The 24,717-nt window shown below is 70.8% G+C and carries 23 protein-coding genes; 14 read left to right on the forward strand and 9 right to left on the reverse strand.

The annotated features are described in order from the left end of the window. Positions 1 to 65 precede the first annotated feature (65 nt). Together ACIBSV_RS07760 and ACIBSV_RS07765 are read right to left on the reverse strand one after the other, a co-directional pair. Positions 66 to 584, reverse strand: coding sequence for a hypothetical protein (locus ACIBSV_RS07760; RefSeq protein WP_395860328.1), 519 nt, complete (start codon positions 582 to 584; stop codon positions 66 to 68). Between the two features lie 42 nt (positions 585 to 626). Then, positions 627 to 3,335, reverse strand: a complete 2,709-nt coding sequence (locus tag ACIBSV_RS07765; RefSeq protein ID WP_395860330.1) for a LuxR C-terminal-related transcriptional regulator — start codon at positions 3,333 to 3,335, stop codon at positions 627 to 629. Between the two features lie 278 nt (positions 3,336 to 3,613). Here ACIBSV_RS07765 and ACIBSV_RS07770 point away from each other — a divergent pair, with 278 nt between their 5' ends. Continuing rightward, positions 3,614 to 4,888, forward strand: a complete 1,275-nt coding sequence (locus tag ACIBSV_RS07770) for a hypothetical protein (RefSeq protein ID WP_395860332.1) — start codon at positions 3,614 to 3,616, stop codon at positions 4,886 to 4,888. A gap of 99 nt (positions 4,889 to 4,987) precedes the next feature. Here ACIBSV_RS07770 and ACIBSV_RS07775 read toward each other — a convergent pair whose 3' ends face one another. The 3 genes from ACIBSV_RS07775 to ACIBSV_RS07785 all read right to left on the reverse strand — a co-directional run bounded on the left by ACIBSV_RS07775 (position 4,988) and on the right by ACIBSV_RS07785 (position 6,927). Further along, positions 4,988 to 5,269, reverse strand: coding sequence for an SHOCT domain-containing protein (locus ACIBSV_RS07775; RefSeq protein WP_395860333.1), 282 nt, complete (start codon positions 5,267 to 5,269; stop codon positions 4,988 to 4,990). Between the two features lie 36 nt (positions 5,270 to 5,305). Continuing rightward, on the reverse strand, positions 5,306 to 5,728 hold the full coding sequence (locus tag ACIBSV_RS07780; protein ID WP_395860963.1) for a DUF6325 family protein: 423 nt from the start codon (positions 5,726 to 5,728) through the stop codon (positions 5,306 to 5,308). Between the two features lie 551 nt (positions 5,729 to 6,279). Beyond that, positions 6,280 to 6,927, reverse strand: a complete 648-nt coding sequence (locus tag ACIBSV_RS07785) for a GAP family protein (RefSeq protein ID WP_395860335.1) — start codon at positions 6,925 to 6,927, stop codon at positions 6,280 to 6,282. A gap of 391 nt (positions 6,928 to 7,318) precedes the next feature. On the opposite strand from ACIBSV_RS07785, the gene ACIBSV_RS07790 reads away from it, so the two are divergent. Continuing rightward, the gene (locus tag ACIBSV_RS07790; protein ID WP_395860337.1) at positions 7,319 to 7,726 is read left to right on the forward strand and encodes an SHOCT domain-containing protein; all 408 of its coding nucleotides are present in this window, start codon (positions 7,319 to 7,321) and stop codon (positions 7,724 to 7,726) included. A 220-nt stretch (positions 7,727 to 7,946) separates the two neighbouring features. Here the strand turns inward: ACIBSV_RS07790 and ACIBSV_RS07795 are convergent, their stop codons facing one another. Next, positions 7,947 to 8,171: a hypothetical protein gene (locus tag ACIBSV_RS07795; RefSeq protein ID WP_395860339.1), complete on the reverse strand. Its 225-nt coding sequence runs from the start codon at positions 8,169 to 8,171 to the stop codon at positions 7,947 to 7,949. A 251-nt stretch (positions 8,172 to 8,422) separates the two neighbouring features. On the opposite strand from ACIBSV_RS07795, the gene ACIBSV_RS07800 reads away from it, so the two are divergent. Beyond that, entirely contained in the window at positions 8,423 to 8,551 is a 129-nt protein-coding gene (locus ACIBSV_RS07800; protein WP_395860341.1) for an LPFR motif small protein, read from the forward strand. Between the two features lie 117 nt (positions 8,552 to 8,668). Here the strand turns inward: ACIBSV_RS07800 and ACIBSV_RS07805 are convergent, their stop codons facing one another. After that, on the reverse strand, positions 8,669 to 9,691 hold the full coding sequence (locus ACIBSV_RS07805) for a zinc-dependent alcohol dehydrogenase family protein (RefSeq protein WP_395860343.1): 1,023 nt from the start codon (positions 9,689 to 9,691) through the stop codon (positions 8,669 to 8,671). A gap of 372 nt (positions 9,692 to 10,063) precedes the next feature. Between ACIBSV_RS07805 and ACIBSV_RS07810 the strand changes: the two genes are divergently transcribed. After that, positions 10,064 to 10,621 (forward strand): pyridoxamine 5'-phosphate oxidase family protein, encoded by a 558-nt coding sequence (locus tag ACIBSV_RS07810; RefSeq protein WP_395860345.1) that lies wholly within the window; start codon positions 10,064 to 10,066, stop codon positions 10,619 to 10,621. A gap of 151 nt (positions 10,622 to 10,772) precedes the next feature. Here ACIBSV_RS07810 and ACIBSV_RS07815 read toward each other — a convergent pair whose 3' ends face one another. After that, positions 10,773 to 11,786, reverse strand: coding sequence for an NlpC/P60 family protein (locus ACIBSV_RS07815; RefSeq protein ID WP_395860347.1), 1,014 nt, complete (start codon positions 11,784 to 11,786; stop codon positions 10,773 to 10,775). Between the two features lie 889 nt (positions 11,787 to 12,675). On the opposite strand from ACIBSV_RS07815, the gene ACIBSV_RS07820 reads away from it, so the two are divergent. Further along, positions 12,676 to 13,107 carry a hypothetical protein gene (locus ACIBSV_RS07820; protein WP_395860349.1) on the forward strand — a complete coding sequence of 144 codons (432 nt, stop codon included), beginning with the start codon at positions 12,676 to 12,678 and terminating at the stop codon, positions 13,105 to 13,107. A 727-nt stretch (positions 13,108 to 13,834) separates the two neighbouring features. Continuing rightward, a complete protein-coding gene (locus ACIBSV_RS07825; protein ID WP_395860351.1) occupies positions 13,835 to 14,719 on the forward strand; it encodes an alpha/beta fold hydrolase in 885 nt (294 codons plus the stop codon). A gap of 199 nt (positions 14,720 to 14,918) precedes the next feature. On the opposite strand, the gene ACIBSV_RS07830 is transcribed toward ACIBSV_RS07825, so the two are convergent. Continuing rightward, entirely contained in the window at positions 14,919 to 16,499 is a 1,581-nt protein-coding gene (locus tag ACIBSV_RS07830) for a helix-turn-helix domain-containing protein (protein WP_395860353.1), read from the reverse strand. A 176-nt stretch (positions 16,500 to 16,675) separates the two neighbouring features. On the opposite strand from ACIBSV_RS07830, the gene ACIBSV_RS07835 reads away from it, so the two are divergent. The 8 genes from ACIBSV_RS07835 to bla all read left to right on the forward strand — a co-directional run bounded on the left by ACIBSV_RS07835 (position 16,676) and on the right by bla (position 24,671). Continuing rightward, on the forward strand, positions 16,676 to 17,377 hold the full coding sequence (locus ACIBSV_RS07835; RefSeq protein WP_395860355.1) for a DUF4232 domain-containing protein: 702 nt from the start codon (positions 16,676 to 16,678) through the stop codon (positions 17,375 to 17,377). A 200-nt stretch (positions 17,378 to 17,577) separates the two neighbouring features. Beyond that, positions 17,578 to 18,045: a hypothetical protein gene (locus ACIBSV_RS07840; protein WP_395860357.1), complete on the forward strand. Its 468-nt coding sequence runs from the start codon at positions 17,578 to 17,580 to the stop codon at positions 18,043 to 18,045. A gap of 174 nt (positions 18,046 to 18,219) precedes the next feature. Next, positions 18,220 to 19,017, forward strand: coding sequence for a MerR family transcriptional regulator (locus ACIBSV_RS07845; protein ID WP_395860359.1), 798 nt, complete (start codon positions 18,220 to 18,222; stop codon positions 19,015 to 19,017). Further along, positions 19,014 to 19,916: a hypothetical protein gene (locus ACIBSV_RS07850; RefSeq protein WP_395860361.1), complete on the forward strand. Its 903-nt coding sequence runs from the start codon at positions 19,014 to 19,016 to the stop codon at positions 19,914 to 19,916. Before ACIBSV_RS07845 ends, ACIBSV_RS07850 begins: the two co-directional genes overlap by 4 nt. A gap of 330 nt (positions 19,917 to 20,246) precedes the next feature. Further along, positions 20,247 to 20,840, forward strand: coding sequence for a YbhB/YbcL family Raf kinase inhibitor-like protein (locus tag ACIBSV_RS07855; protein ID WP_395860363.1), 594 nt, complete (start codon positions 20,247 to 20,249; stop codon positions 20,838 to 20,840). Positions 20,841 to 21,109: 269 nt separating this feature from the next. Then, a complete protein-coding gene (locus tag ACIBSV_RS07860; RefSeq protein WP_395860365.1) occupies positions 21,110 to 21,532 on the forward strand; it encodes a hypothetical protein in 423 nt (140 codons plus the stop codon). A gap of 206 nt (positions 21,533 to 21,738) precedes the next feature. Then, positions 21,739 to 23,286, forward strand: coding sequence for an FAD-binding oxidoreductase (locus ACIBSV_RS07865; RefSeq protein WP_395860367.1), 1,548 nt, complete (start codon positions 21,739 to 21,741; stop codon positions 23,284 to 23,286). Positions 23,287 to 23,759: 473 nt separating this feature from the next. Beyond that, positions 23,760 to 24,671, forward strand: coding sequence for a class A beta-lactamase (gene bla, locus ACIBSV_RS07870; RefSeq protein WP_395860369.1), 912 nt, complete (start codon positions 23,760 to 23,762; stop codon positions 24,669 to 24,671). The last annotated feature ends 46 nt before the right edge of the window (positions 24,672 to 24,717 follow it).

Below are 24,717 nucleotides of genomic sequence, written 5' to 3' on the forward strand. Positions count from 1 at the left end.
CCGATTCCGACCGCGGCTTCGCGTACGTCCACCGCCCACCGCGTCCCACCCCGGCCGCACCGGGTTCAGTGCGTCAGGACGACCTTGAGGACGATGATGAGGACCCCGAGCACCAGGTTCACCGCCGCGGAGACGACCACGAGCCGCGTGGAGGCACCGGATCGGAAGGCGGCGGCCAGCGACCATCCGACCTGCCCGCCGACGGCGACGATGAGCGCCAGCCAGACCGTCCCCTGTGCTCCCAGGCTGAACAGCGGGCTGACCGCCACCGCGATCGCCGGCGGAATGGCGGCTTTGAAGATCGGCCACTCCTCCCTGCACACACGCAAGACGACGTCGCGATTCAGCCGCCGTTGGGACATGCGTTCGCCGAAGAGTTCCGCGTGCACGTGGGCGATCCAAAAGACCAGTCCGGTGGCCAGGAGCAGCAGGATGAGTTCCACGCGTGGAAAGGAGCCCAGTGCCCCGGCGCCGACGATGACGGACGAGGCGAGCATCGATCCGTAGACGCCACCGGTGTAGTCGGCGTGGGCGCGCCGTTGTGCCCTGCGCTCGTGGTCTTCGGACCGGCGTGTTTTGAACATCGAGGTTCCTTTGTCCTGTTCAACGTGGAATCGTCCCCGCCGTCACTCGAGAATCCCCAGGCTGCGCGCCCGACGCACGGCCTCGCTGCGGCGGGTGACGCAGAGCTTGCGGTGGATGCTCTTCAGGTGGGTTTTCGCCGTGTTCGGTGAGATGAACAGTGCCGCGGCGATCTCCTCCGTGGACGACATCCGTGCGGCCTCGCGCAGCACCTCGCTCTCGCGGTCGGTCAGCGGCACCGGTACGGCCGACGTCTGTTCGCCGGTGCGGCCCGGCGCCCGAGTCGCCGGCGGGCCGGCGCCGGTCCGTCCGAGGACTCGGGCGGGAAGCCACCCGTGCGCCATCGCCAGGCGCGGGTCCCGGCGCAGCAGCCGGCGTACCCAAGGGCCCGCCTCGGCGACCGTCCGCCGCAGTCCTTCGGCGCGGGCGAGTTCGAGCGCCTCGCCCAGTAGGCGGCCGGCCTCCGCGAGGCGGCCGGCCTCGGCGGCGGCTGCGCCCTGCACCAGGCGGGCCTGGACCCGGTCGGCGTTCGTCGCGTGGTCGGGCAGGTCGGTCAGCAGCTTCAGCGCGCGCGTGCGTTCGCCGGCGGCAAGCAGGGCGCGCGCCCGGGCGACGACGTACCGGGGACGCTCTTCGGCGATGCCGCCCAGCACGCGCAACGCCGCCTCCGGGTCGCCCCGGGCCAGATGGGCCGAGGACTGCGCGACGGCGAGTTCGTCCGCCTCCCATCGCGCCGTGGCCGCCACGACATCCGGCGTCGAGCCGGCCGCGCCCCGCAGTACGGCGAGGGCTCGCTCGCCGTCCCCTCTCGCGCTCGCCAACCGGGCGCCGATGACGGCCGCCTGCACGTTCGCCACGGGTTCGTGGAAGGTGTCCGCCGCCGCGTTCGCCAGGTCGAGGCCGGCTCGGGCGGCGTCCAGGTCGTCGTGTTCGGTGGCGACGCCGGCCAGGACCAGATGGTCGAGCCCGGTCACCCGGTCCGGCGACAGCGCGCATCCGCGTGCCAATGCGAGCGAATCGGAGGCGTGTGCCCGGGCGTCGTGCAGGCGCCCCCGCAGCAGGTCGACCAGGGCCAGTGACCCGAGCGCGTCGCAGCGCGGTTCCTCGGTGCCCGGTCGAGAACAGGCCTCCAGCGCGGCGCTGAGGGTGGCTTCGGCACGATCCAGCCGCCCGCCGCCCAGCTCGGTCGCGCCGAGGTTGACGAGCGTGAGGGCGAGGAATTCCGGGTGCCGCTCGCGCAGCGGTCGTGGGATTTGCCGCATGAGACGGTAGACGTCGGCCGCGGCGTGCTCGGCGGCCTCCGCGTCCGCCGCCGGACGGGCCACGAGCACGCCGACCAGGGCTCGGCCGAGCAACAGGCACGGGTCGGCGGCACCGGTCAGGCATGCGTCCACGCGCCGCAGTGCGGCCGTTGCACCCCGGTGGTCGCCCTCGGCAACCCGGCACGCCGCCGCCACCAGGGCCGGCGCCGCGCCGGGCAGGTCCGTCGGCATGGTGGCGAACGCGCGGGTCAGGGTGGACGTCTCCAGGCCCGTGAACAGTTTGCCCAGGGCCAGATTGTCGGTCAGGAGCGCGGACGCGAACGGCCAGTCGGCCGCGGCGGACGCCTGGGCGATCGCGTCGCCGAGTCGGCCGGCCCGAGCGAGCCACCGGGCGGCCCTGGCACGCAACAGCGGTGCCCGGCCGGGAAACCGGCGGCTCAGGTGCGCTTGCAGGACTTCGGCGAACAACGGGTGCATCCGGTAGTACTCCGACCCCTCCTCGCGGTCGACGAAGGCGTTGTCGCGCGCGAGTCGGCCCAGCGTCCAGGCCCCGTCCCGGCGACCGGTGAGTTCGTCCGCCAGGTCCGGGTGGATCCGGTCGCTGACGCAGGTACGCAGCAACAGGTCCTGCGTGGCCGGTGGTTGCGCGTCGAGGACCTCGGTGAGCAGATAGTCGGCGATCGTCGTACGGTCGGCCGCGAATTGCCGCACGAACGCCTCGGGATCGGGGCTGCGCCCCATGGCCAGGGCGCACAGGCGCAGCCCCGCGGCCCAGCCTCGGGTGCGTTCCGTCAGCAGGTCGACCGCTGCCGGTGACACGTGCAGTCCGTGGCGTCGCAGGATCCGCTCGGTCTCCGGTGCGGTGAAGCGCAGGTCGGCATCGCGGATCTCGGTGATGTCGCCGGCCAGCCGGTAGCGGTGCAGCGGCAGCGGCGGCTCGGTTCTGGCGATCAGGACGAGCCGCAGGCCGCCGGCGGCGTGCGCGAGCACGAAGTGCAGGTCCTCCGGTACTCCCTCGGCGGAGACCGCGTCGAAGTCGTCGATGACCAGCACGGCCGGGTCCCGGCAGGCGGCCAGCGCCGCGGCAAGGCGTACCAGGACGGAAGAGTCCGGCGCTTCGTCGCGCACCGGCGTGCCGACCTCGACCGGGATCCGCACCCCGTTGCGGTGCAGTGCCTCGAGCAGGTAGGCCCAGAACGCGCCGGGGCCGTCGCGTTCCTCCGCGGTGAGCCAGGCGGTGCCCCGAGGGGCCGCGCCCGAGGTGATCCAGTGCGCGACGAGCGCGGTCTTCCCCGCTCCGGCGGACCCACCGACCAGGGTCAGTGGTCCCTCGATTGCGGCGGACAGCCGAGCCGGCAGCGCCGGGCGCTCGACGAACTCCTTCGGTGTCGCGGGGACGACGAACCGGTCGGTCAGCATCGGCGCCGTCGCACGCGCCCGCTCCGGGGGCGGCGCCGATCCGGAGGAGTCGAGCGCCGAGAGGTTGCGCATGGTGGGGTCACCCACGTCCGGGGAGCTGGAATCAGGCCTCCTTTCCACTCAACCCCAGTTGTGCGCGGCCCGCCGGCGGGGGCGATCCGCCCTCGAACCCCCGCCGACATCGCGACCGGGCACGGCCGAGTGGCGGAACCCGATGTGCCGAGTCGGTAACCGTGAGTGACACTCGAAGATGCGGAGTCGGCCGATCACGTGAAGTTCGGCCCTGGAGAAGGAGCGCGATGTCCAGCTCACCGGAGCCTCGTCACGGAGCAGCCAAAGGCTCGCGGGGCGTGTCGGCTGCTTCGCAACCGCACCGCGGGGCGGGTTCGCGCGTTCTCGGGTTCATCCGCGCCTTCGCCTCGACCGTGCTCATCGTGCTGACCTGCGTCCTGGTGCCGGTTTCGCTGATCACGGTGTGGGTGCACGACATCGTGCTCGACACCGACCGCTACGTCGAGACGGTCAAGCCGCTCGCGACCGACTCCGCGATCGAGGACGCCGCCGCGAACCGGATCACCCGCGCGGTCGACGTGCGTGCGGACGGCAAGGCGGTCACCTCCGATGTGGCCGGCTGGCTCGAATCCCAAGGGCTGCCGCCGCGGGTGGGTGACGCCGTACGCTCACTCGCCCCGCAGTTGGACGATGCCGTCACCCAGGTCGCCCGGAAGGCGGCGGACCGCTTCGTGACGAGCGACAGGTTCGAAACGTTCTGGACCCAGGCCAACCGGAAGGCGCACACGGCGGTCGTGGACGTGCTGACCGGCGAGGGACGCGGCGCGGTCGGTGTCAACGGGGGCACGGTCACGCTCGATGTCGGCGACGCGGTGGAGAACGTCCGGCGGGAACTCGTCGACGCGGGAGTCAAGCCCGCGTCACAGATTCCCGACGTCGACAAGCAGATGGTGCTCTTCCGGTCGGACCAGATGAACAAGGTCAGGGACGCGGCGCACGCGCTCGATGTCGTCGGCAACTGGCTGCCGGTGATCACCGTCGTGATCGGCGCCATCGGGATCGCGCTGGCCCGCAGGCGCCGTCGTGCCCTGGTGGCGACCGCCTTCGGGGTCGCGGCCGCGTGTGTGGTCATGCTCGTCGCGCTGGCGATCGTGCGCCGCTACTACATGGACCACCTGCCGCCGGAGGTGCTGTCCCCGGCGGCGGCGGGAGCGGTCTTCGACACGCTCCTGCACTTCCTGAAGGTCAGCACCGTCACCGGGTTGGTCCTGGGCCTGGTGGTGGCGATCGGCGCGTACCTGTCCGGCACCGGCGGCCTGCCGCGCGCGCTGCGCGGGGGTGCCGACCGCACGGCCGACTCCGTCGCACGGTGGGGGAACACGCACGGACTCACGGCGGGACCGGTCGGCACCTGGGTCGACGCCTACCGCCGATGGCTCGTCCTCGCCCTGGTGCTGCTCGTCGCCCTCTGCTTCGCACTGTGGAACCACCCCACCGCGCTGACGATCGTGCTGCTGCTGGTCATCCTGCTGGTGCTGCTTGCCGTGGTCGCGCTGTTGGCGGCATCGGGCCGTGTGACACGCTCCCACGAGGACTCCCGGGCGCACGGGTAACCGCCCGGTCGCGCGCGCGGGCGGCAGTGGGCTCCGGTGTCGAGGCAGCTGCGGGACGCGCGCCCGGTCGCGTGCGCGGGGGCGGTGTGCTCCCCGACTTCACGTGCCGAGGATGCGGGCCTTCTGGGCTGCGAACTCGTCGTCGGTGAGGACGCCCTGCTCCTTGAGCGCGGCGAGGTCTTTGAGTTGGGCGATGGGGTCGGCCGGCGCCGCGGCGGGTGGAGCGGCGGCGGGCGGCGGGGCGGCGGGCGGCGGGGCGGCCTGTTCCTCGCCCTGCTGCGCCCAACGGCCGGCCTGGCGGCGCGAGACGCGATTGGACACGGCGGTGGCGGTTCCGGCGACGACGGCCGTACGGGCGACGCCGCGCAGGAGTCCGGGCATGATTTCCTCCTCGGGAAGGCGGGACGGGCCCGCGGGTCAGGTGGCGGCTTCCAGCGCGTCCAGCGCGTCGACGACGTTCTCGAACGGGATCCGACCGCCGGCCACCATGCGGGCACCGCCGCGGCGCAGTGCGGCGGCGAGGGGCGCGGCCCACAGGTTCTCGTAGAGAAGCAGGGCGGCGGAGTCCCCGGGGCTCAGCGAGGAGGCGGCCTCCGCGGTGTCGTCCTCGCCCAACAGGCCGGAGGACGCGCCGTCGAAGACCGCGAGGTCGAGCAGCCCGTCGCCGGTCACATCGGCCAACGCCAGGCCCGAGACCGTGCCGTCCTGCTGCTTCCGCACGAAGGCCAGGTCGAGGATCCGGATGATGCCGCGGTCGACCAGGTCGACGAGGAGGGGTAGGCCCTCTCCGGTCATGTGGCTGCCCGGGAACTCGATGATCAGGTAGTCGATCGGGCCCATGTCGTTGGCTTCATTGCTCACGGCGGTTCCAGGTGGGTGCGTCGGGAACGACGGGCTTCGCCTCGACACGGTCGAGTCGCTCGTCGAGCGCGACGGCCGCTGCGGCCGGCGCGCGGTGCGTAAAGTCTGAGGAAGTTGCCGGGTCGCTCGCCGGACCGACCGATCTCCCCGACGAACGGGCCGGCGGCCCGGTGTACGCATGCCGTGGCCCCGGTGCACGCATGCCGTGTCTCCTCACCCGGCCCCGGGCGGCGCCCTACCGCCGATCGGGAATGAGTGCGCCGACCGGGATAGTGCGAAGTTAGCCCACTCGGGTGCCCCTGGGATCACCTGCCAGGGGTGATTCCCGGCGAACCACCGGCCCCGGTCCCGGTGGGACTACCCGACGGGCCGGGATCGCGCGGCAGGTGAACCGCGGCGCCGATGCCGACAGGCCGCGACGCCGCGACGAGACGACGCTCTGGGCGACGTCACCCATCCCTCACCGGCCACCCGTCCCGGCCCAACCCGGCGCCTGGAGACGTCGTCGCGCCCCTGCGTGGCTTCGGCCTCTACGTGACGAGTTCGTAGGTGCTCTGTGCGACGAGCCACAGGCCGGTCAGCAACGACAGGACGACGATCGCCTGGTCCTGGTGTGATTCGATCGAAGTGCGCAGCCGCGCGAGTTCGGCCCGCGCCTCGGTCGGCGCGAACGCCGCATACAGCTCCATTGCCAGCACACTGCCCGTGGCAAGCAGGAAGTAGCTCATCAAGGCCACGAACGTGAGGGCGGAGGACATGTCCGCCTGCACCACGGTGGCACCACCGGCGGCGACCATTGCCCAGGGCTGCAGCAGGACGGCGAGTCCTGCGGCCGTCCACGCGGAGACGTGATCCAGCCGTGCCAGCCACTTGGGTGTCTTTCGAGGTCGGGTGGGCCCCCGACGCCGCTTGCGCTCGCCATAGGCGACGAGTACGACGCCCACGGCCAACTTCGTCGCCAGGGCCGCCGTCGAGGACGCGCTGTGGCGCGAGGGCGGGTTGCCACCGGTCAGCCACACCACACCGGCGACCACGAGGACGAGTTCGGCGAGCCAGGTGAGGATGAAGACGAGCCCCTTCAACAACCCTCTGTCCGTGGACAGCAGCAGAATGAACGCGCAGTTGTGCAACGGCCCCAAGCTGATGGCTGTACCGATGATGACGAGGTCAAGGACCATTGGTTGCCCCCATGACGGTAACCGCGGGGCGAAGTCGAGGGTATTCCTCGGCGCAGCCGGTATCACCGCCTCACGCGGCGGGTCGACGCAGCCACATCGTGAGCACAACGGTTCCGCTGTTTCCGGGGAACGGCAACCCGGCCTACGGTCCGTCGAAGCGGACGTGTCGCTCGGCTCGGTCGCGATGCGCGGCGCTGCGCGGACGCGGCGACCGAGGCGAGGCGCCACACGGCTCCCGAAATGCTCCCGCCCGAAACCAGTGGTATGCCTTGAATGATTGCCGTGCCCGATGTCCGACGTGCCCGTCACGGCGATGTCCGGCGGCAGTCCGGCAAGCCGGCGAGCCCGCGCCCCAACGGCGCCGACCGCGGCCCTGAACTGGGAGTTTTCGATGGACGATTATCCGCTGTTGAACCTGTTCTGGACCATGATGTGGCTCTTCCTGTGGGTCCTGTGGTTCTTCCTCCTGTTCAAGGTGATCGGCGACATCTTCCGCAGCCACGACCTGGGCGGGTGGGGCAAGGCCGGCTGGCTCATCTTCACGATCGTGCTGCCCTACGTCGGAGTCCTGATCTACCTCGTCGTCCGCGGCCACTCGATGAACCGCCGCGACGTCGAGGAGGCCAAGGAGAACGAGGCCGCCTTCAAGGCATACGTCCGTGACGCCGCCGGCCCCACGAGCGGGGCGAGTACGACGGCGAGCCCCATCGACCAACTCTCGAAGCTCGCCGACCTCAAGAACAACGGCACCATCTCCGACGACGAGTTCCAAAGGGCCAAGCAAAAGCTTTTGACCTGAGCCCGCACCGCCCGAACCCGAGACGCGCAGGCCCACGCGCTCGGCACCAGGATGGCCGCACGCAGCCGCGCCACCGGATCCGCGGCGGACGCCTCGACTTCGTCGACCGCGAGGGCCGACTCCCGGTGGCAGCGTTGACGTCGTTGCCGGGTCGCGGCTTTGTCGTCTACCCGGAAGCCCTCGTCGAGGGACGGGGCTTCCGGGAGCGGGTGAGCGTGGGCTAGTGCATCCACAGCGCCCAGAGGTGGTCGTTGACCTGCTGGCAGTAGAAGTACGCCCCGTGGTTGGGGTATTGCGCGACGGCTCCGGCGCGGCAGTCCTCGGAGGACGTGTAGTAGCCGACGATGTAGGTGAAGTCCGGAGGCCCGCCCCGGGCGGCCGCGGGTGCGACGGAGCCGGCCACGAGAGCGAGGACGAACGCGGAACCGATCAAAAGCTTGCGCATGAGCCCAACCCCATTCTCCCGGGCGGTCCGGCCCGGGGAAACGACGTGCAAGGACTGACGGTTCGTGCCGCGCGGCGAACCCAAGCTAGCCGTCCGCCATACCGCGGGACAATAGGTCTATACCTTTGCCGTCCGATATATCCCGCTGCCACATCCCGTCCGCAATGTTTTCCGTTGATCTCCGGGGGCAGCCATGGAGCACCGCATCGCGAGAGGCGTGCGGCGTTGTTCAAGGCGATGGGAGGTCGGAAATGTTGAGAGCCATCGGTGACGTCTTCGCCAAGATCGGGCATGCGATCGCGACCGTCGTCACGCTGCCGTTCCGGGCAGTGGCCCGGTTGTTCGGCGGCGCGTCCGAGTCGACGCGCGGGCGGCACTGACCGCGGACTCGGTGCCCGTCGGGTCGACCTCGACCTCCGGCGTGCGTGGGGCCGGGGCCGATAACCTCTGCCCAGGCGCAGGCCGCGCCGAGGGCCGCGTTCGGAACCGCCGGGTGATCAGACGGTGAGAAGGGCCTTGATGGCGCGGCGCTCGTCCATGGCCCGGTACGCCTCGGCGGCTCGGTCGAGAGGGAGTTCGAGGTCGAAGACCTTGCCGGGGTCGATCCGTCGGTGCCAGATCAGGTCGATCAGCTCCGGGAGGTACCGGCGGACCGGGGCGGGGCCGCCGTGCAGATGCACATGGGAGAAGAACAGCTCCTGTCCGTCCAGTCGCACGTCGTGGGAGACGCCGACGTAGCCGACATGGCCGCCGGGGCGCGTGGAGCGGATGGCCTGCATCATCGACTCCTGGGAGCCGACCGCCTCGATCACCGAGTGCGCGCCCAGGCCGTCGGTCATCTCCTTGATCCGCGCCACACCGTCGTCGCCGCGCTCGGTGACGATGTCGGTCGCCCCGTACTCGAGCGCGAGCTTCTGTCGCGGCTCGTGTCGGCTCATCGCGATGACCCGCTCCGCGCCGAGCTGCTTCGCGGCCAGTACCGCGAGTAGCCCGACCGCGCCGTCGCCGACCACCGCGACGGTCTTGCCCGGCCCGGCCTGCGCGGCGACCGCGCCGAACCACCCGGTGCCCAGCACGTCCGACGCGGCGAGCAGACTCGGAACCAGGTCACGCTCCGGAATGCCGGGCGTGGCGACCAGGGTGCCGTCGGCCAAGGGGACGCGCAGCCGCTCCGCCTGCGAGCCGAGGGCGCCGACCGGTTCGCGGTGAACGCAGGAGGACTGGTAGCCCGCGAGGCAGATCTCGCAGGTGTTGTCCGAGGCGAAGAACGACCCGACCACGAACTGCCCGGGTTCGATGGTGGTGACCGCGCTGCCGACCTGCTCGACGACGCCGGCGTACTCGTGGCCCATCGGCGCGGGCGCGTCGAACGACTCGATCCCCCGGTAAGGCCACAGGTCCGACCCGCACACACACGTCGCCGCCAGCCGGATCACCGCATCGGTCGGGGCGAGGATCGCCGGGTCCGCGCGCTCCTCGACCCGCACATCGCCGGGGGCATGCATCACGACACCACGCATGGAAACGTCCTTGTCTGTTGGCAGGGCCTGCCGGACGGCCCTGCCTGCCGGAAGGGCCCACCGGACGGCTCTGCTGGAAGGCTGCCGCCAGGCTCCGCCGCCGATGGGGGGGGCGGCGGGCCCTCGGATCATTGAAGGGCGTGCCCCGAGCCGAACGAGGGCCGCGCTCGCGGTGTCGCCCGGTTGTCACCCGCATGCGCGTCCAAGATCCCGTCACCGCCGGGCCCGACAGCCGAAGGTCGGCGCGGACGCGCAACCTCCCCGGTGTCGTGAGTGGCACCTGATCGGACGTACGGAAAGACGGCACGCGTTCCGCGATGATTTCGGCGCGGACTTTCGGTCTACATGAGCAAGGACAGGAAGGAGTCCGCCATGTCTCGGAACGGACCCGCAGAACAACCCACCACCGAACTCGACGCCCGCTACAGCTCCGCACTCAACCCCCGCCCCGGCGCCGCGGATGTCACGGCCACCGAATGGGCCGAGGCTCAACGCCGAATGCACGCGGCCGAGATCTTCTGGGTGACCACCGTGCGACCCGACGGACGGGTGCACATCACCCCGTTGATCGCCGCCTGGCACGACGGCGCGCTGTACTTCTCCACCGGTCCGGGAGAGCAGAAGGCCAGGAACCTGGCCCACGACGAGCACTGCGCACTGCTGACCGGGGGGAACTCGCTCACCGAGGGACTCGACGTCGTGGTCGAGGGCACGGCGAAACGCATCGACGATCCGGCGCTTTTGGAGCAGGTGATCGGGGCCTACGAGGCCAAGTACGGTGCGCACATCACGTCGCCCGAGGGCACGTTCCACGGGATGGGGGATGGGATCCGCAAGGGGAGCGTGCTGGTGTTCGCGGTAGCCCCGGCGACCGCGTACGGCTTCGGCCGGGACGAGGGGGTCTACACCCACACACGGTGGACATTCTGAGCAACCGGCTCCGCCTCCCGGGTCGCGCCGCCGACACCGGGAGGTGTGGGCGGCGCGGCCGGGACCGGACGCGCGGATCGGCGAACGGGCGGATTCTCGTCTCCGTGCCGATGCGCGGGCGGTACGTTCGCCGGCGAGCTGACGATCGTCTCTAGCCGGGACGAACAGCCCCGTAGAAGAACATGGTGTCGATCGAGGCCTCGGTGATCTGCGTACCGGGACGCGGTGCGTGAATCATGCGACCGCCACCGATGTACAGGCCGACATGCGAGTTGTCCCTGTTGAAGAAGATCAGGTCCCCGGGCTGCAGTTCCGCCTTGGTCACCCTCTTGCCGTCATTGATCTGTGTGGTCGTGACGCGTGACAACTTGACGTTCGCCGCACCCCAGGAGGCTTGGGTCAGGCCCGAACAGTCGTAGTTGGTGGGGCCTGTCTTGCCCCAGCCGTACCACTTGCCGATCTGGGCACGCGCGAACTGGATCGCGACGGCGGCCCGTCCGGAAGCCGGCACATCCGCCGTGGGTGTGTCCTTCGGCTTGTCGCGCGAACTGCGCTCGGGTGTACGGCTTCCCGGGTCGGCTTCATGCTCCGAGGAGGCGAGGATCTTGGCTCGCTGCTCCCTGGTGACGGTGTTGAGCAGGCGCTCGGCCTCGGCGAGTTTCCCCTGGATCTCGGTTTTGTTCCGGTTGAGTTCGGTTCGCAACTTCTCCAACTCCGCCAGTTGCGAAGAAGCCTCGGTGCGGTCCTGACTCAAAGCACGTGCCTGGGCGGCGATCTGGCGCAGCTTGGCGGCCTGTTGGCTGTCGAGCTGCGCGATCATCTGCGCCTTCTGCAGGTAGTTCTCGGGGTCTCCGCTCAGCGCCAGCGAGAGCGTCGCCGGGAGGGTGCCGCCCCGGTACCGATCGGCCGCGACGACCCCGATCTGGTCACGCAGGATGTTGAGCTGATTCTGCTCGTCGGTGACCCGGGCCTGCGTTCGATTGGCCGTTTCGCGCAGCTTGTCGGCCTGCTCCTGGACACCGTTGAAGACGTCGGTGGCCTTGATCGCGTCGCTGTGCAGCTTGTTGACCTGCTCCTGGATCTGCTGCAGCGAAGGCTGGGGGTCGGCCTGGGCGGTACCGGCCAAGGCGATCGTGCCGGTCATGGTCGCGGCGACGGTGACCACGGTCGCCACCGCGCGGGCCGAGGTGCGCGGCTTGGGCTTACGGTGCTGTCCGCACCGATGTCTGGACGCCACTGGGGCGGTTCTCCTTCCTCGGCCGCCTACCGGGCCGAATGCGGACACTCGATTCGGCGGGGACGACCGGGCGGCCCGGGCGGCCCGGATGGCCGACCCGAGGCGATCGTCCGTCGAAGAAGGCCCACCCCAGCCATCCGACGACCATGACCCCGGCCTTCACGTTACCGAATCTTTATCGTACATGCTTCGCCTTCGAATTCATCGCGGCGGTTCCTTGAGCAGTCGAGAAGATCATAAATGAGTGCTTTGTCCGATGCGTCTCGCGGGAAATTCGACGACGACACCCGAATGCCGCATCCGGTGCAGGGTTGTCCGAGGGTGGATCGACGCACATTTCGGAGGCGCGAGCGTCCATATGGGGACGGAATGACCTCGCCGTGGTCCACCGACCGGCCGTGTGACGCGACCTCGGCCGGTGGTCGACCCGGCAAAAGAAAGCCGTCGAATGGGAGCCGTCGAAATGCGGGATTCGCTCCTTTCGGATTCACCCTCGATCCCACAACCGGCCGATTGATAAACCCATACGAACACGCGGGATCTCCGCATCCGGCACGTCCGTATCGGAGTCCGTGTCGGCGAATCGGGTACAGCCGCAGGCCATGGCGGCGGTGTGACCTCGCGCCGCCCCTGCCTCGGTGGTTGCCCCGTTGCCTGATGCGCAGGGTGCAAGCGGTGAGCCGACTGCCGCGCAGGTTGACGACCAAGACCAACCCGCGGTGGGAAGCCGTGAAATCCGCGGTCGGTTTCCCTGGTACCACACGGCGCGGTCGACTCCGCGTCGCCAAGAGCACAACCGTCGAAGGGAGTTCGAACCATGGACATGGGCAAGCGCTTCGCACTCGTGGCCGGCATGCTCGCGGCATTCGCGGCATCCGCGGCAGTGGCGACACCGGCCGGGGCCGCACCTGTCGCACCGCCGTCGGCCGAAGTGGCGGCGGAAAGCTGCACGGACTGGCGAGACATTCGGACGTCGGGCAACTCCACCGGCCTCAGGTACCGGGAGTGCGACCGGGGCAGCGGCTCCCAGAAGCAGACCAAGGCGCAGATATACCTGTGGGACAACAAGCACGACGGCAAGATCGCCCAAGCCCACGTGGTCACCGGATGGGGCAAGGGCGGCATCTGGTACACCACCTGGAGCAAGTACTACGGCTGGGGCGACGAAAGCCGGCACAGCCCCCTGATCGACACCGGCTGGCACAGCGGCCATGACGTCAAGGTGACGCTCGCCGCCGTCCGCGGCTGACGCGACAACCCTCGAACCGGCCACACGCACCCGGCCCCGCGGCATAACCGATATCGCGGACACGGGACGCAGCCGAACAACGACGACAGGCGGGCGGGCGGGTTCGCTCCACCGAGTCAATCCTCGGCGGAGCGAACCCACCCGGAAACCGGACGGTGACGGCGTGCGAGCGGATGGCGAGAGGGGTTCCCCACGATCGCACTACTCGTCGCACGTATCTCCGTATACCCCGTCCCGTCCTCCGTCGTCGCCCGGAACCGTGTACATCCGATACTCGAGCGGGCCATGACCGCCTTCCACCATGCTGCCCGCCGTGTCGTATTACCGATCGGCGCGAAACGATCGGATTTCGGTCGGCGGATCGCTTTTCGGACGGTACTCGCGATGCGAGAGCCGATCGGATTCCATTCCGATCGATTTCGCGCGCGTGGAGATCATGCGTGCGGCGCGCCGATTTCCGGAAACCCCCGCTCCCGCTCGGCCCTCGATGGAGCAGTACATGATTTGTCCCGGTGGAAGACGGGACCCCGATCCGTGCGGCTGCGACGCGGAACTGCGCGGTGGCTGGATCGCCTGCGGCGGCGCGCAGGTTGTTCGCGGCCTTCGGGGACATGCGCTCGGGGCCGTCGGGGTTGCGTCGTACTCGGGTGGCCGGCCGCTCCACTTACCTTGACTGGTCAAGGTAAGTGGATTTACCTTGAGTGGCCAAGGTATGAGGGGAGGCGTCGTGCACGGACGAGCCACGACCGCGGCGATGGTCGAGGTGGCGGCGGCCCTGGGCGTCAGGGTCCACGCTGCGGTGCCGCCCCGCGAGATCCGCTTCTCCCGCGCGGGCTGCCGGCTGCACGGACTCGACTGGGGCGGAACGGGACCTCCGGTATTCCTGTTGCACGGTGGCGGATTGACCGCGCGTACCTGGGACTTCGTCTGCCTCGGCTTGCGTGGCGCCGCCCGACTGGTCGCGCTGGATCTGCGTGGACACGGCGACAGCGACTGGTCCGAGGACTACCGCGTCGACACCATGGCGGCCGATGTCGTCGCTGCGGCCGATCATCTCGGCTTCGATCGGGTCCGGCTGGTCGGCATGTCGCTCGGCGGTGTGGTCGCCGCCCACGTCGTCGACTCGCGGCCCGGCCTGGTGGAGCGGTTGGCTCTTGTCGACGTCGCACCCGGCGTGGACTTCGAAAGCACCCGGCGGGTACGGGCGTTCATGGCCGGGCTCGGTCCCGTGCGAGAACTCGAGACGGTGGTCCAGGCCGCGATGTGTGTCAATCCGCGCGCCGACCGCGCCGGCGTCGCCTACCGCATGAACACACTGTTTCGTCGTGCGCCCGACGGCGTCTGGATACCGAAGGGCGATCCGCGTCCCCCCGATTTCCCCGCCATCCTCGCGGCCATCGATCGGCTGGACGCTCGGCTGACCGCGGTACCGGTCCTGGTGGTACGCGGCGCACGCAGCAAGGTCCTCCCGCAGGCCACCGCCGAACGCCTGGTCGAGCGCATCCCGGACGGGAGACTCGTGGTCGTACCGAACGCGGGGCACATCGTCCAGGAGGACAACCCGGCGGCGCTGACCACCGCACTGCACGCGTTCCTCACGGACCAGTCGTGACCCGGGCGCGCTTGGTGTTGCCGCGCGGAACGCAGGGACAGGGAGCGCGCCGGCCGGCCGTCCCGGCTCGCGGGTTCCTTCCCCGAACGCCGCAGCCTTCCCCGAACGCCGCAGCCTTCCCCCAGGCCGCCCGCCCGTCGTCGCCCACCGGCCGCCCGGCCTTCGATCGTGTCGATGCGGGCGGTGCTGCCATCCGCCGTCATTCCTGCCGTTCGACCCACTCCCCGCCGCCCAGCGGGTAGTCGTAACCGGGGCGGCCGGCGTCGGCGCTGGTGCGGAACGGCGTGCCCTTGTTGTCGATGTGCTCCGTGCCGCGGCGGTCGCCGCTGGACCAGTCCAGGGTGAGATCCCAGCGGACGTCGTGCGCCTTGGTGTGCACGGTGACGTAGAAGACCTCCGGGTCGGACGCGCTGACCTTGTACGGGAAGTCGCCCTGGCCGTTCTTCGCGGTGATGACGGGGCTGCCCTTGTCGAGGTCGATGTCGAACGACTTGGTCTCGACGCCGCCGCCGCAGCCGACCCCCATCGAGTAGTCGTTCCAGGCGAGCGGCGCGCTCTTGCCGACGACACGTAGGTGCAGCGCCTCCAGGACCACGGTGTCCTGGCCGCGGCCCTGGATGGTGAGGGCGATCTTCTGCTCGTTCGAGGAGACCGCGCCGTACGCGGAGGCCCAGCGCGGAGCGTCCCGCTCGTTCGCGGGCGGGCCGACCTGTTCGGGGGCACTGTCGACGAGAAAGTGCTGGCTGCACGGATTGTTGTAGACGTAGGGGCGGATGCCCACATGGAGCGGGACGGCGCCGGCACCGCTGTCGCCGGAGGGCTCCCGCGCGCCCGGCGTACCACCACTCTTCGAGGCGCCGGGCCCGACGTTGCCGAAGTCGGTCGTGACGGCCGAGGCCGGCGCGGTCCCGTGGGGAGACGGGGAGGAGGAGGCCCGCCCGGTGGGTCGCTCCGTGGCATCCGCCGCGCCGGTGATCGCGGCGGCGGGACCGGCTGCCCGGCGGTCGCCCGCATCGTTGCCTTCGTCGTCGGAGAACGGATGTACGACGGCCATCACGACTCCCAGCAGGGCAGCGACCGCGACGAAGGAGGTCGCCACGGTACGGCGACGCCGTGACGGCGCGGGCTCGCGAGGCGCGTCGACGTCCGCCGACTCACCGCCCTCCTCGCCCTGGCCCGGTCCCTGTCCGCGCGACGTCGCCGCGCGCGTCGGGTCCGTTCCGGAGGCCGCCGCGAGGGCCGCCGCGGAGCCCGGCAGCGTCGCCGAGTCCGAGTCCAAGCCCGAATCCGGCTCGTTAGACGTCGTGTCGGCTCGCTCGGCCGAATCCTCCGCCGCACCCGCATCCACCGTCTCCGACGAGCCGACCGCCTGAGCCTCTCCATCCGGACGGGCGCCCCGAGCCGAACCCGACGCCGGGAGTGGGGCAGGAGCCGGCACCGAACCCGACGCCGGGGCCTGAGCCGAATCCGCGGCCGGGTTCGGAACCACCGCCGGATCCGCCCGGCGCCCCCGCGCCGCGTCCGCCAGGATCCAGTGCCGGTGCAGCTCCACCAGTTCCTGCGGCGTTGCCCGGCACACCCGGGCGAGGCGTTCCACCGGTGCGTAATCGCTCGGCACGGCGGTGCCGTTGCAGTAGCGGTGCAGGGTCGACGTGCCCGTGTGCAGCCGCTTGGCCAGCGCGCCGTAACTCAGTCCCGAGCGGTCCTTGAGCTCGCGCAGCAGTCGCGCGAACGCCTCCGTTTCCTCGGCCCCCGTTGCCCCCGGCACCCGTTCCTCCATGCCTCGTGTCCCATTCCCGCGTTCCAGGGGCACTGCGTTTCCCCTGCTCAGAGCGGGATTTGCCGTTCCGGCGTCCCCAACTGCCCGCCGTGCCTGGCGGTTGGGACGGCTCGCCCCACAAGCTCGTGCTCATTCAAGCAGCACCCCCCACCCGAACATCGAAGGGGCTCAACCTCATGTCCGGCAACCGCACTTCCCGCTCTCGTCTCGTCGGCGCCGCCACGCTCGCGCTCGCCGCGCTCCTGCTGACCGCGTGCAACGACGACAAGGACGCCGACGCGAAGGCATCGGCCTCGACCCCGGCGCCCGGCGCCCCCTCCACCGCGCCGCCGGCCGCGGCACCGTCCGCGTCCGCCCCCGCCGGTACCCCCTCCTCCCGGCCCTCTTCCGCAACCGGCAAACCCGGCCCGGCCAACACCCAGGGCCCGGCCGGCCGCACGGACTCCGGCGACCCGGTCACCTGCGAAGGCTCCAACACCAGGACCGTCGCGGCCCCACTGAACCGCCCCGTGAACCACATGCTGCTCACCGTCACCAACACGGGTGGCAAGCGCTGCTTCCTCTACGGCTACCCGGCGGTGCGCTTCGGCGAGGCCCAGTCCGTACCTCCCGTCATCGAGGCATCGAAGCCGCAGGCGGTCGTCACGCTCGAGCCGGGCGAGTCCGGTTACGCCTCCGTCAACCTGTCCGCCGCCGACGGCAGCGGTGGCACCGGCCACACCGAGAAGTCCCTCACCGTCTACTTCCACGGCCCCTCCGGGAACGAGAACGTCGGCACGGGCGCCCACCCGTCGCTGCCCGCCAAAGGCACCTATGTCGACGACTCGCTCAAGGTCACGTACTGGCAGCAGTCGATGGACACCGCAACCGACTGGTAAGCACTCGTCGTCGAACTGGCGGGCAGCGGCCCCGTTCGTGCCGGTCTCGGTGGCGCCGGCAGCGCCGATGCGCAGGTCTCCATGCTGCGCCCCGGCCTTCCGACGCCCCGGAACCCCCGGTGCCGCGCCCGGACAACGGCAAACGTTGCCGGGCGCGGCACCAGCCTCGATGACAGAGCAAACAACGTGGAGGTCCCCCGATGCGGGTCGACGTGCTGACGGTGCAGAGTTGCCCGAACGCTCCGGTCATCGAGGCGAGGGTGGTCGAGGCTCTGACCGGACGGGACGACGTCGACGTCGTGCGCCGCGAGGTGGTCGACGCGGAGCAGGCCGCGCGCCTGAGCATGCACGGCTCTCCCACCCCGCTGGTCGACGGCCACGACCCGTTCGCGGCGCCGGGGACGCCGACGAGTTTCGCGTGCCGCCTGTATCGAGCCGCAGACGGTCGAACGGACGGCGCGCCGTCGGTCGAGGGCCCGCCGCGTCCTGGGCGGCGGGCCGGAAATCGCCGGGGCGGGCGGGCCCTCGGACGCGCCGGCCGGTCCCGCCGAGCGGGGCGGGCGGGGCCGGCTCGCCCCGGCAAGGGCGGCCCGCGGGCAGTGCAACAGGCCGTACTTCGCGCGTTCGCCTGCGGTATCGGTCCGCTGCCGGCCCGACACCGGGGGTGACGCCGTCGCGTCCGCGTACACGGCGGCGGCGGGCGGTGCGGACGTGAGGTCGCCGGGCCGATGGCGAACATGGCGGGGTGTCCACACACCGCGCGCTAGGTGCGATGCCAGGCACGACCGACTCGCGGGCCGACAACTTGACCTTGTCGTAGCGTCAACGTTTCTACTGGTGGCATGCGAATCGGAGAACTGGCCGCTATCGCCGGCGTCACCACGCGCGCCGTGCGCCACTACCACCGCATCGGCCTGCTGCCCGAGCCACCCCGGCAGCCCAACGGGTATCGCGAGTACTCCCTGCGCGATGCCGCCGAACTGGCCCGGCTGCGCCGACTGACCGAGCTCGGCCTGAGCCTGGACGAGGTCAAGGACGTGTTGGCGAACGACGCGGGCCGGGATCTCGTGGAAATCCTCACCGAGCTGGACGCCGACCTGGCCCGCCAGGAGGACGCCATCCGGCAGCGCCGCGCCCGCCTGCGCCAACTGCTCGAACAGGCCGAGCGCACCGGACGGTTGCCCGCCGAGGCCCCCGTATCCCCCGAACTCGCCGCCGTCTTCGAGGACATGGCCCGCACCTCCGCGCTGCTCCCCGGTCCGGAGCCGGCGATGGCCGCCAAGGAGCGGCAACTACTCGCCCTCTTGGAGACCGGATCACCGGACGGCGACCGAGGCTGGCTCAAGGTCCTCGTACACACCCTCGGCGCCGGCCCGGAGGCGATGCGGCGCGCGTACGACGTCTACGCCCGACTGGACGAACTGGCCGACGCCGCCGAGGACGACCCGCGGGTGGAGCAGACCGCCCGGGCCGTCGCCGAGAGCATCCCGGACGCGGCGCTGCGTGCGATGGGCATCCCGGACCGGGGCGTGGCGAAAGACGAAAACGGTTTCCTGGACGCTTTCTTCGAGGATCACTCCCCCGCCCAGGCGGCGGCCATTCGCCGCGCCATCGTGCTGCTCCGGGAGCGTGCCGGATGAAGGGGTTGAGGAAGATCGTGCGTTGGCCCTTCGTCGCGCTCCTCCCCGGGGAGTTCACGGTGATCCTGTGTCTGGTCGGCGGCGTACGGGTCCCTTCGACCGCCCGGGCCGCCACGGCGGCGGCGACGCTCACCATCGTCGTGGCGGCATCCGTCCTGCTCGCCCTCGACCACCGCCGCCACCGGCGTGCCGGGCTCGCACGCCGCCCCGCCTTCCTCGCCGCGATCGCCGACACCGTTCCGGCGCCCGTACGCAGGCTCACCGCCCACGAGTTGTTCCTCTCCACCAGCTTCCTGCGCTGGGCAACCCGTCGCGGCCCGCACGGGGTCCGCGACGGCGACCTGCCCGTCGCGTACGCCCCCGGTCAAACGGCTTTCGTGTACTGCTTCTTCTTCGTCTCCGTCGTCGAGACCCTGGCCCTCGCGTTCCTGATCCCGTGGCCGGTCGTGCACGCCGTCACCCTGGTCGTGGATATCTGGGGCTGCTACTTCATCGTCGCCCTGCACGCCTCGTGCGTGGTCCGCCCTCACGTGATCGGCCCGGACGGTTCCCTGCGTCTGCGCTACGGAGCCCTCCTCGACATCCACATCCCCGCCGACCACATCGCCTCCGTCCGCCTCGAACGGAGGTTCCCCGAAGGCAGGTTGGCCACCGTCGACGACAACGGTCTCGCGGACCTGGCGGTGGCGAGCCAGACCACGATCACCGTCGAACTCACCGCGCCCGTCCCGTACCGACGCCCTCTCGGCAAACCCGCCCAGGCCCGCGCCTTCCGCTTCTACGCCGAACACCCCGAGCCGGCCGTGGCAGCCCTGAAGACCCGTGTCGCATCCCTCGGGAGCAACGCCAGCGCCGAAACCCGCACGTCCACCGCGCCCGAACAGCCCCGGAGCCGCTGACCGGCGGCCCGCCGACACATCGGGGGCGTGTCGGCCATCCGGCCCTGCCCGTCGTCGGGTCGACCGCGTTCGATGCCGCCGTCACCGCACACCGGTCAGCACACCCGTCGTTCGTGAGAGAAAAGTGCATCGTTCGCAGAGAAAGTGGCATTGGCCGCCGGAATCCGGCGTGCATACGCTGATTCGACCGCACGCGTGCGACGCGTGGCCCCACTCCCGCTGGTGTCACTCCGACCTCGCCACTGCGACCTCGCCACTGCGACTCGCCCCGTATCCCCGCCTACCCCATGGACGGACCACAGGGACCACAAACATCCTCGGGAGCCTCCAGTGAGAAGCACACGAATTGTGCTGTGCGCACTGCTCATCACCTGGGTCGTCAGCGTTTCACCCGCCACCGCTTCGTCGACCGCACCGGCGTCGTCGGCGGATCGGAGCGCGTTCGCCCTGTCCAGCGCCGCCTTCGTCGACGGCGGCTTCATCCCCAAGATCCACGAGTGCACCAGCGGGGGCGGCAACGACCCCGCCAAGAAGAACGAGTCCCCGCCCCTGACCTGGTCCGGTGCCCCGGCCGCCGCCAAGAGCTACGCGATCGTCATGCGCGATCTCGACAACGCCAACCTCATCCACTGGGTCATCTACGACATCCCGGCGAACACGACCTCCCTCCCCCAGAACGTCGACCACGCCTACCGCCCCTCGGTCCCCGCGGGAGCCAGGCAGATCTACTACCGGGGAAGCGCGAGCCTCTACGGCTACCAGGGACCCTGTTCACCCTCGACGGTGAACACCTACGAGTTCGTCGTTCACGCGCTCAACCAGCCGTCCCTTCCCAGCCTGAACTCCGGCTCGTCCACCCAGACCGCCGCCAGGACCATCGCCGCGGCCTCGATCGCCTCGACCAGGATCCGCGGCGAGTCGTAGTTCTTCCCGCGACGCTCCGACGATCCCTGACGGTGGTCTCCTGGCCCGGATGGCGTAGGCGCGTGGGTTCGGGCACGGGTGTCCTCTCCGCCGCGGACCCGTGACCGGCGTCCCGCCGTGCCCGAACGCGCCCGTGCCCGTCCCCGTCCCCGTCCCCGGGGTGCGGCCCCCGCAAGTGTCGGACCCCATCCGTACGGTTCCGTCGGCGCGTGTGACCGTGCCGCCGGTATCGAGGGGGATTCGTGGGAGCTTCGGGTTGGAGTCACGTCGTGCCGTATCGGACCGACTTGTCGGCGGCCCTTCGAGAACTTCGGGAACAGGTCTTCGAAGCCGGTGAGTTCCACAGCCCGGCCGAGTGGGGGTTGCCGGTACCCGAAACGCTCGCGGAGTTCGACGCTTTGGGCGGCGACGAGACGTACGGCGAATTCCTGGGTACCTGTGGCACGCATTCGATCCTCGACGTCGACGCCGTGATCGTCGACGCCGCAGCAGCCAACCGGTCCTGTGCCTTCCGCCCGTTGACACCCGCCGAAACACTGGCCGTGTTCGGGACGGAGCGGCCGACGCGCGTGGACTACGAGCGGGTCGGCATGCCGGACAACGAACTCGAGCGGTGGAGCGGTAGCTGTGTGGTCCTCCACCACGACGGGGAGCCCGCCTGGATCGCGTTCTGGGGTTGGTCCGGGGACTGAGTGCGATACCCGGCGCCCACCCGCACCCCTCCCAGGGTGGCCGGCCGCAGTCGCCGAGGCCCGACTCGCATCCACCGATGGGTGTAATCCGGCGCGCCGGAGCGTAGTCCGACCCGCCGTCGACCGGTCCCCGGGTCAGGATGGCAGCGATGCAGCGCCGCGTAGCCGACGCGCGGTGCGCACGGGTCGCCGGGAGATGTGAGCGTATGACGATCGATCGACGGGGGTTTCTGACCGCTCTGGGTGTCGGGGGTGCGCTGGCGGTGACGGGGCCTGCGGCCGCAGCGAAGGCGCGGAGCGGGATGCCGGTGTTGCCGGCGTACGACGCCCGGCCGTTGCGGGGCATCGCAGGGCAGCGGGTGCCCGGGTCCGTGGCCGAACCCCCGGACTGGGCCGCGTTGAAGGCGCGGCTCGATGGGCGGCTGCTGTTGCCGGAGGACCAGGCGTACGGCGTGGCCCGCCTCGGATACAACGAACTGTACGACGATCAACTTCCGGCGGCGGTGGCCCAGTGCACCTCTGCGGCGGATGTTCAGAGTTGCCTGGATGCGGCCCGTGGGCACGGGGTGCCGATCGCCGCGCGCAGCGGAGGGCACAGTTACCTCGGGTACAGCGTGCCCGACGGCGGGCTGGTGATGGACCTGCGGCCGATGGCGCAGGTCCAGGTGCAGGCGGACGGCACCGTGCGAGTCGGGTCGGGAGCCCGGCTGATCGAGGTGTACGCGGCGCTGGCGGAGGCCGGGCGGCTGATGCCGGCCGGCTCGTGTCCGACGGTGGGGGTCAGCGGACTGGCCCTGGGCGGCGGGATCGGGGTGTTGACCCGCAAGTACGGACTCACCTGCGATCGGCTGGTCTCGGCGGAGGTGGTCACCGCCGACTCGCGGGTGCTCACCGTCTCCGAGTGCTCCGAGCCGGACCTGTACTGGGCGCTGCGCGGCGGAGGCGGCGGCAACTTCGGCGTGGTCACCCGGTTCACCTTCAGCACCGAGCCGGCGCCCGAGCTCACCGTCTTCTCGCTGCGCTTCCCGGCCGGTTCGGCCGCGTCGGTGATCGGGGCCTGGCAGGAGTGGGTCTCGCACGCGCCGCCGGAGCTGTGGTCGAACTGTGTGGTGTCCGGCGGTACACCACCGACCTGTCGGGTGGGCGGGTGCTACGTCGGAGCGGAGGGCGGGCTGAATCCGCTCCTGGACCGGCTGATCGCCGCCGCGTCGACCCAACCGAGCTCGCGCACCGTGCAGGGCAAGAGCTATCTGGACACGATGAAGTACATGGCCGGCTGCGCGAACGACACCATCGCGCAGTGCCATCCGACCTTCGAGGGCGGGCGGCTGCCGCGAGCGGCCTTCGTCGCCGTCTCCCGGGTGCTGACCGCTCCGCTGGACGCGCAGGGGGTGGTGCGGTTGATGGCCGGGCGTACCGGGATGGACCTGCTGCTGGACGCGATGGGCGGCGCCGTCTCGCGGATCGCCCCCGACGCAACGGCCTTTCCACACCGCTCGGCCCTCGCCACCGCACAGATCTACGCGAGCACCACACCGGCCGGCAAGGAGGAGGCGACAGCCGCGGTGGACGCCGTCCGGGACGGCCTCGAAGCGCTGGGCGCGTCGGGCGCGTACGTCAACTACATCGACGCGAACCTGCCCGACTGGGGTACGGCCTACTACGGCGAAAACCTGTCGCGGCTGAAGGCGGTGTCCCGACACTACGACCCGGACCAGGTGTTCACCTTCCCCCAGTCGGTGGCGCGGGCCTGAGCGGCGCGGTCCACGTGGGGCGGTGGAGGTGGGCCTCAGGGGCCGGAACTCGGAACGCACCGCGGCGATGCTCCGCGGGCTGCTCCGAATCCCGGCGTCCGCCTGCGCCGGAGGGCTTCACGACGGCGCGGATTCGGACGCGGACGAGCGGTCCTGGCCACGCCGGGCGGTCGGCCGTCGCTCGTGTCGTGCCGCTCGCACGGCGGTTCCGGCCCTGGGAACCGTCCTTGGTGTCGGGGGTGCGAAAGCACGCGGCTTGGCGCTCGTCCCGAGGATCCGCACGGCGTTGCACACCGCGTTGCACACCGTGGTCCCCGACACATGGGTCGACGCATGGCGCGGGTGGCAGGTCGGCGGGTGGGAACCGTCTCGGGTGAACTCGCATCCGCAATAGGCACGAATGGGTTTGGACGGCCCGCACGGGAGCGTCCGCATGCCCGACGGCGCCGCACGAACCGAGGGAAGAAGTGGCCATGGAACTGCGTCCGAGTCGGCGTGGGGTACTCGGCGGGGTCGCCGCAGCAACTCTCGGCCTCGTTCTCCCCGTCGGCGGAAGGGCCTTCGCACAGGGCACGGACGACAACGAGCGGATCGTCGGGCGGTTGCGTGCTCTCGAGGAGGCGCATTCCGCACGGCTGGGGGTCTTCGCGTGGGACACGGTCACGGGCAGGACCGTGCACCACCGCGCGCGCGAGTTGTTCCCGATGTGTTCGACGTTCAAGACGATCGCCGTGGCCGCGGTCCTGAGGGACCTCGACCGGGACGGCGAGTACCTCGCCCGGCGCATCCGGTACACACGGAAGGACGTCACGGAGTCGGGCTACGCGCCGATCACGGGTTTGCCCGAGAACCTCGCCGACGGCATGACCGTCGCGAACCTGTGCGCGGCCGCCATCGACCACAGCGACAACACCGCGGCGAATCTCCTGTTGCGCGAACTCGGCGGACCGAGCGCGGTCACCCGCTTCTGCCGTTCGATCGGGGACGAGGTGACCCGGCTCGACCGATGGGAGCCCGCCCTGAACTCGGCGGAGCCGGGCCGGGCAACCGATACGTCGAGCCCCCGCGCGATCGGCCGGACGTACGCCCGGCTCGCCCTGGGAAACGCCCTCGACGCGCGGGACCGCGAACGGCTGACCGGCTGGCTGCTCGCCAACACCACCGGCGGCAACCGCCTGCGGGCAGGGCTGCCCAAGGACTGGATCGTCGGGGACAAGACCGGCACCGGCGGGTACGGCACCACCAATGACGTGGCCGTCACCTGGCCGCCCGGCCGGGGACCCATCGTCATGGCGGTCCTGTCCACCAAGCACGATTCCGCCGCACCCGCGGACGAACCACTGATCGCCGATACCGCCGCGCTGCCGGCGGCGGTACTCGCCTGACCTCCAGCCGCGCGGGACCGCGCTCGGGACCCGACGGGCGGCGGAC

The organism is Embleya sp. NPDC050154, from assembly GCF_044460165.1.
Classification (GTDB): domain Bacteria; phylum Actinomycetota; class Actinomycetes; order Streptomycetales; family Streptomycetaceae; genus Embleya.

What these genes read in the sequence shown, in the direction of transcription:
- ACIBSV_RS07830 (WP_395860353.1), bottom strand. Translation starts at nt 16,499, where the DNA reads ATGGAGGAACGGGTGCCGGGGGCAACGGGGGCCGAGGAAACGGAGGCG.
- ACIBSV_RS07800 (WP_395860341.1), top strand. Translation starts at nt 8,423, where the DNA reads ATGTTGAGAGCCATCGGTGACGTCTTCGCCAAGATCGGGCATGCGATC.
- ACIBSV_RS07835 (WP_395860355.1), top strand. Translation starts at nt 16,676, where the DNA reads ATGTCCGGCAACCGCACTTCCCGCTCTCGTCTCGTCGGCGCCGCCACG.
- bla (WP_395860369.1), top strand. Translation starts at nt 23,760, where the DNA reads ATGGAACTGCGTCCGAGTCGGCGTGGGGTACTCGGCGGGGTCGCCGCA.
- ACIBSV_RS07865 (WP_395860367.1), top strand. Translation starts at nt 21,739, where the DNA reads ATGACGATCGATCGACGGGGGTTTCTGACCGCTCTGGGTGTCGGGGGT.
- ACIBSV_RS07775 (WP_395860333.1), bottom strand. Translation starts at nt 5,269, where the DNA reads ATGCCCGGACTCCTGCGCGGCGTCGCCCGTACGGCCGTCGTCGCCGGA.
- ACIBSV_RS07795 (WP_395860339.1), bottom strand. Translation starts at nt 8,171, where the DNA reads ATGCGCAAGCTTTTGATCGGTTCCGCGTTCGTCCTCGCTCTCGTGGCC.
- ACIBSV_RS07805 (WP_395860343.1), bottom strand. Translation starts at nt 9,691, where the DNA reads ATGCGTGGTGTCGTGATGCATGCCCCCGGCGATGTGCGGGTCGAGGAG.
- ACIBSV_RS07760 (WP_395860328.1), bottom strand. Translation starts at nt 584, where the DNA reads ATGTTCAAAACACGCCGGTCCGAAGACCACGAGCGCAGGGCACAACGG.
- ACIBSV_RS07780 (WP_395860963.1), bottom strand. Translation starts at nt 5,728, where the DNA reads ATGGGCCCGATCGACTACCTGATCATCGAGTTCCCGGGCAGCCACATG.
- ACIBSV_RS07840 (WP_395860357.1), top strand. Translation starts at nt 17,578, where the DNA reads ATGCGGGTCGACGTGCTGACGGTGCAGAGTTGCCCGAACGCTCCGGTC.
- ACIBSV_RS07790 (WP_395860337.1), top strand. Translation starts at nt 7,319, where the DNA reads ATGGACGATTATCCGCTGTTGAACCTGTTCTGGACCATGATGTGGCTC.
- ACIBSV_RS07810 (WP_395860345.1), top strand. Translation starts at nt 10,064, where the DNA reads ATGTCTCGGAACGGACCCGCAGAACAACCCACCACCGAACTCGACGCC.
- ACIBSV_RS07850 (WP_395860361.1), top strand. Translation starts at nt 19,014, where the DNA reads ATGAAGGGGTTGAGGAAGATCGTGCGTTGGCCCTTCGTCGCGCTCCTC.
- ACIBSV_RS07820 (WP_395860349.1), top strand. Translation starts at nt 12,676, where the DNA reads ATGGACATGGGCAAGCGCTTCGCACTCGTGGCCGGCATGCTCGCGGCA.
- ACIBSV_RS07765 (WP_395860330.1), bottom strand. Translation starts at nt 3,335, where the DNA reads ATGCGCAACCTCTCGGCGCTCGACTCCTCCGGATCGGCGCCGCCCCCG.
- ACIBSV_RS07845 (WP_395860359.1), top strand. Translation starts at nt 18,220, where the DNA reads ATGCGAATCGGAGAACTGGCCGCTATCGCCGGCGTCACCACGCGCGCC.
- ACIBSV_RS07785 (WP_395860335.1), bottom strand. Translation starts at nt 6,927, where the DNA reads ATGGTCCTTGACCTCGTCATCATCGGTACAGCCATCAGCTTGGGGCCG.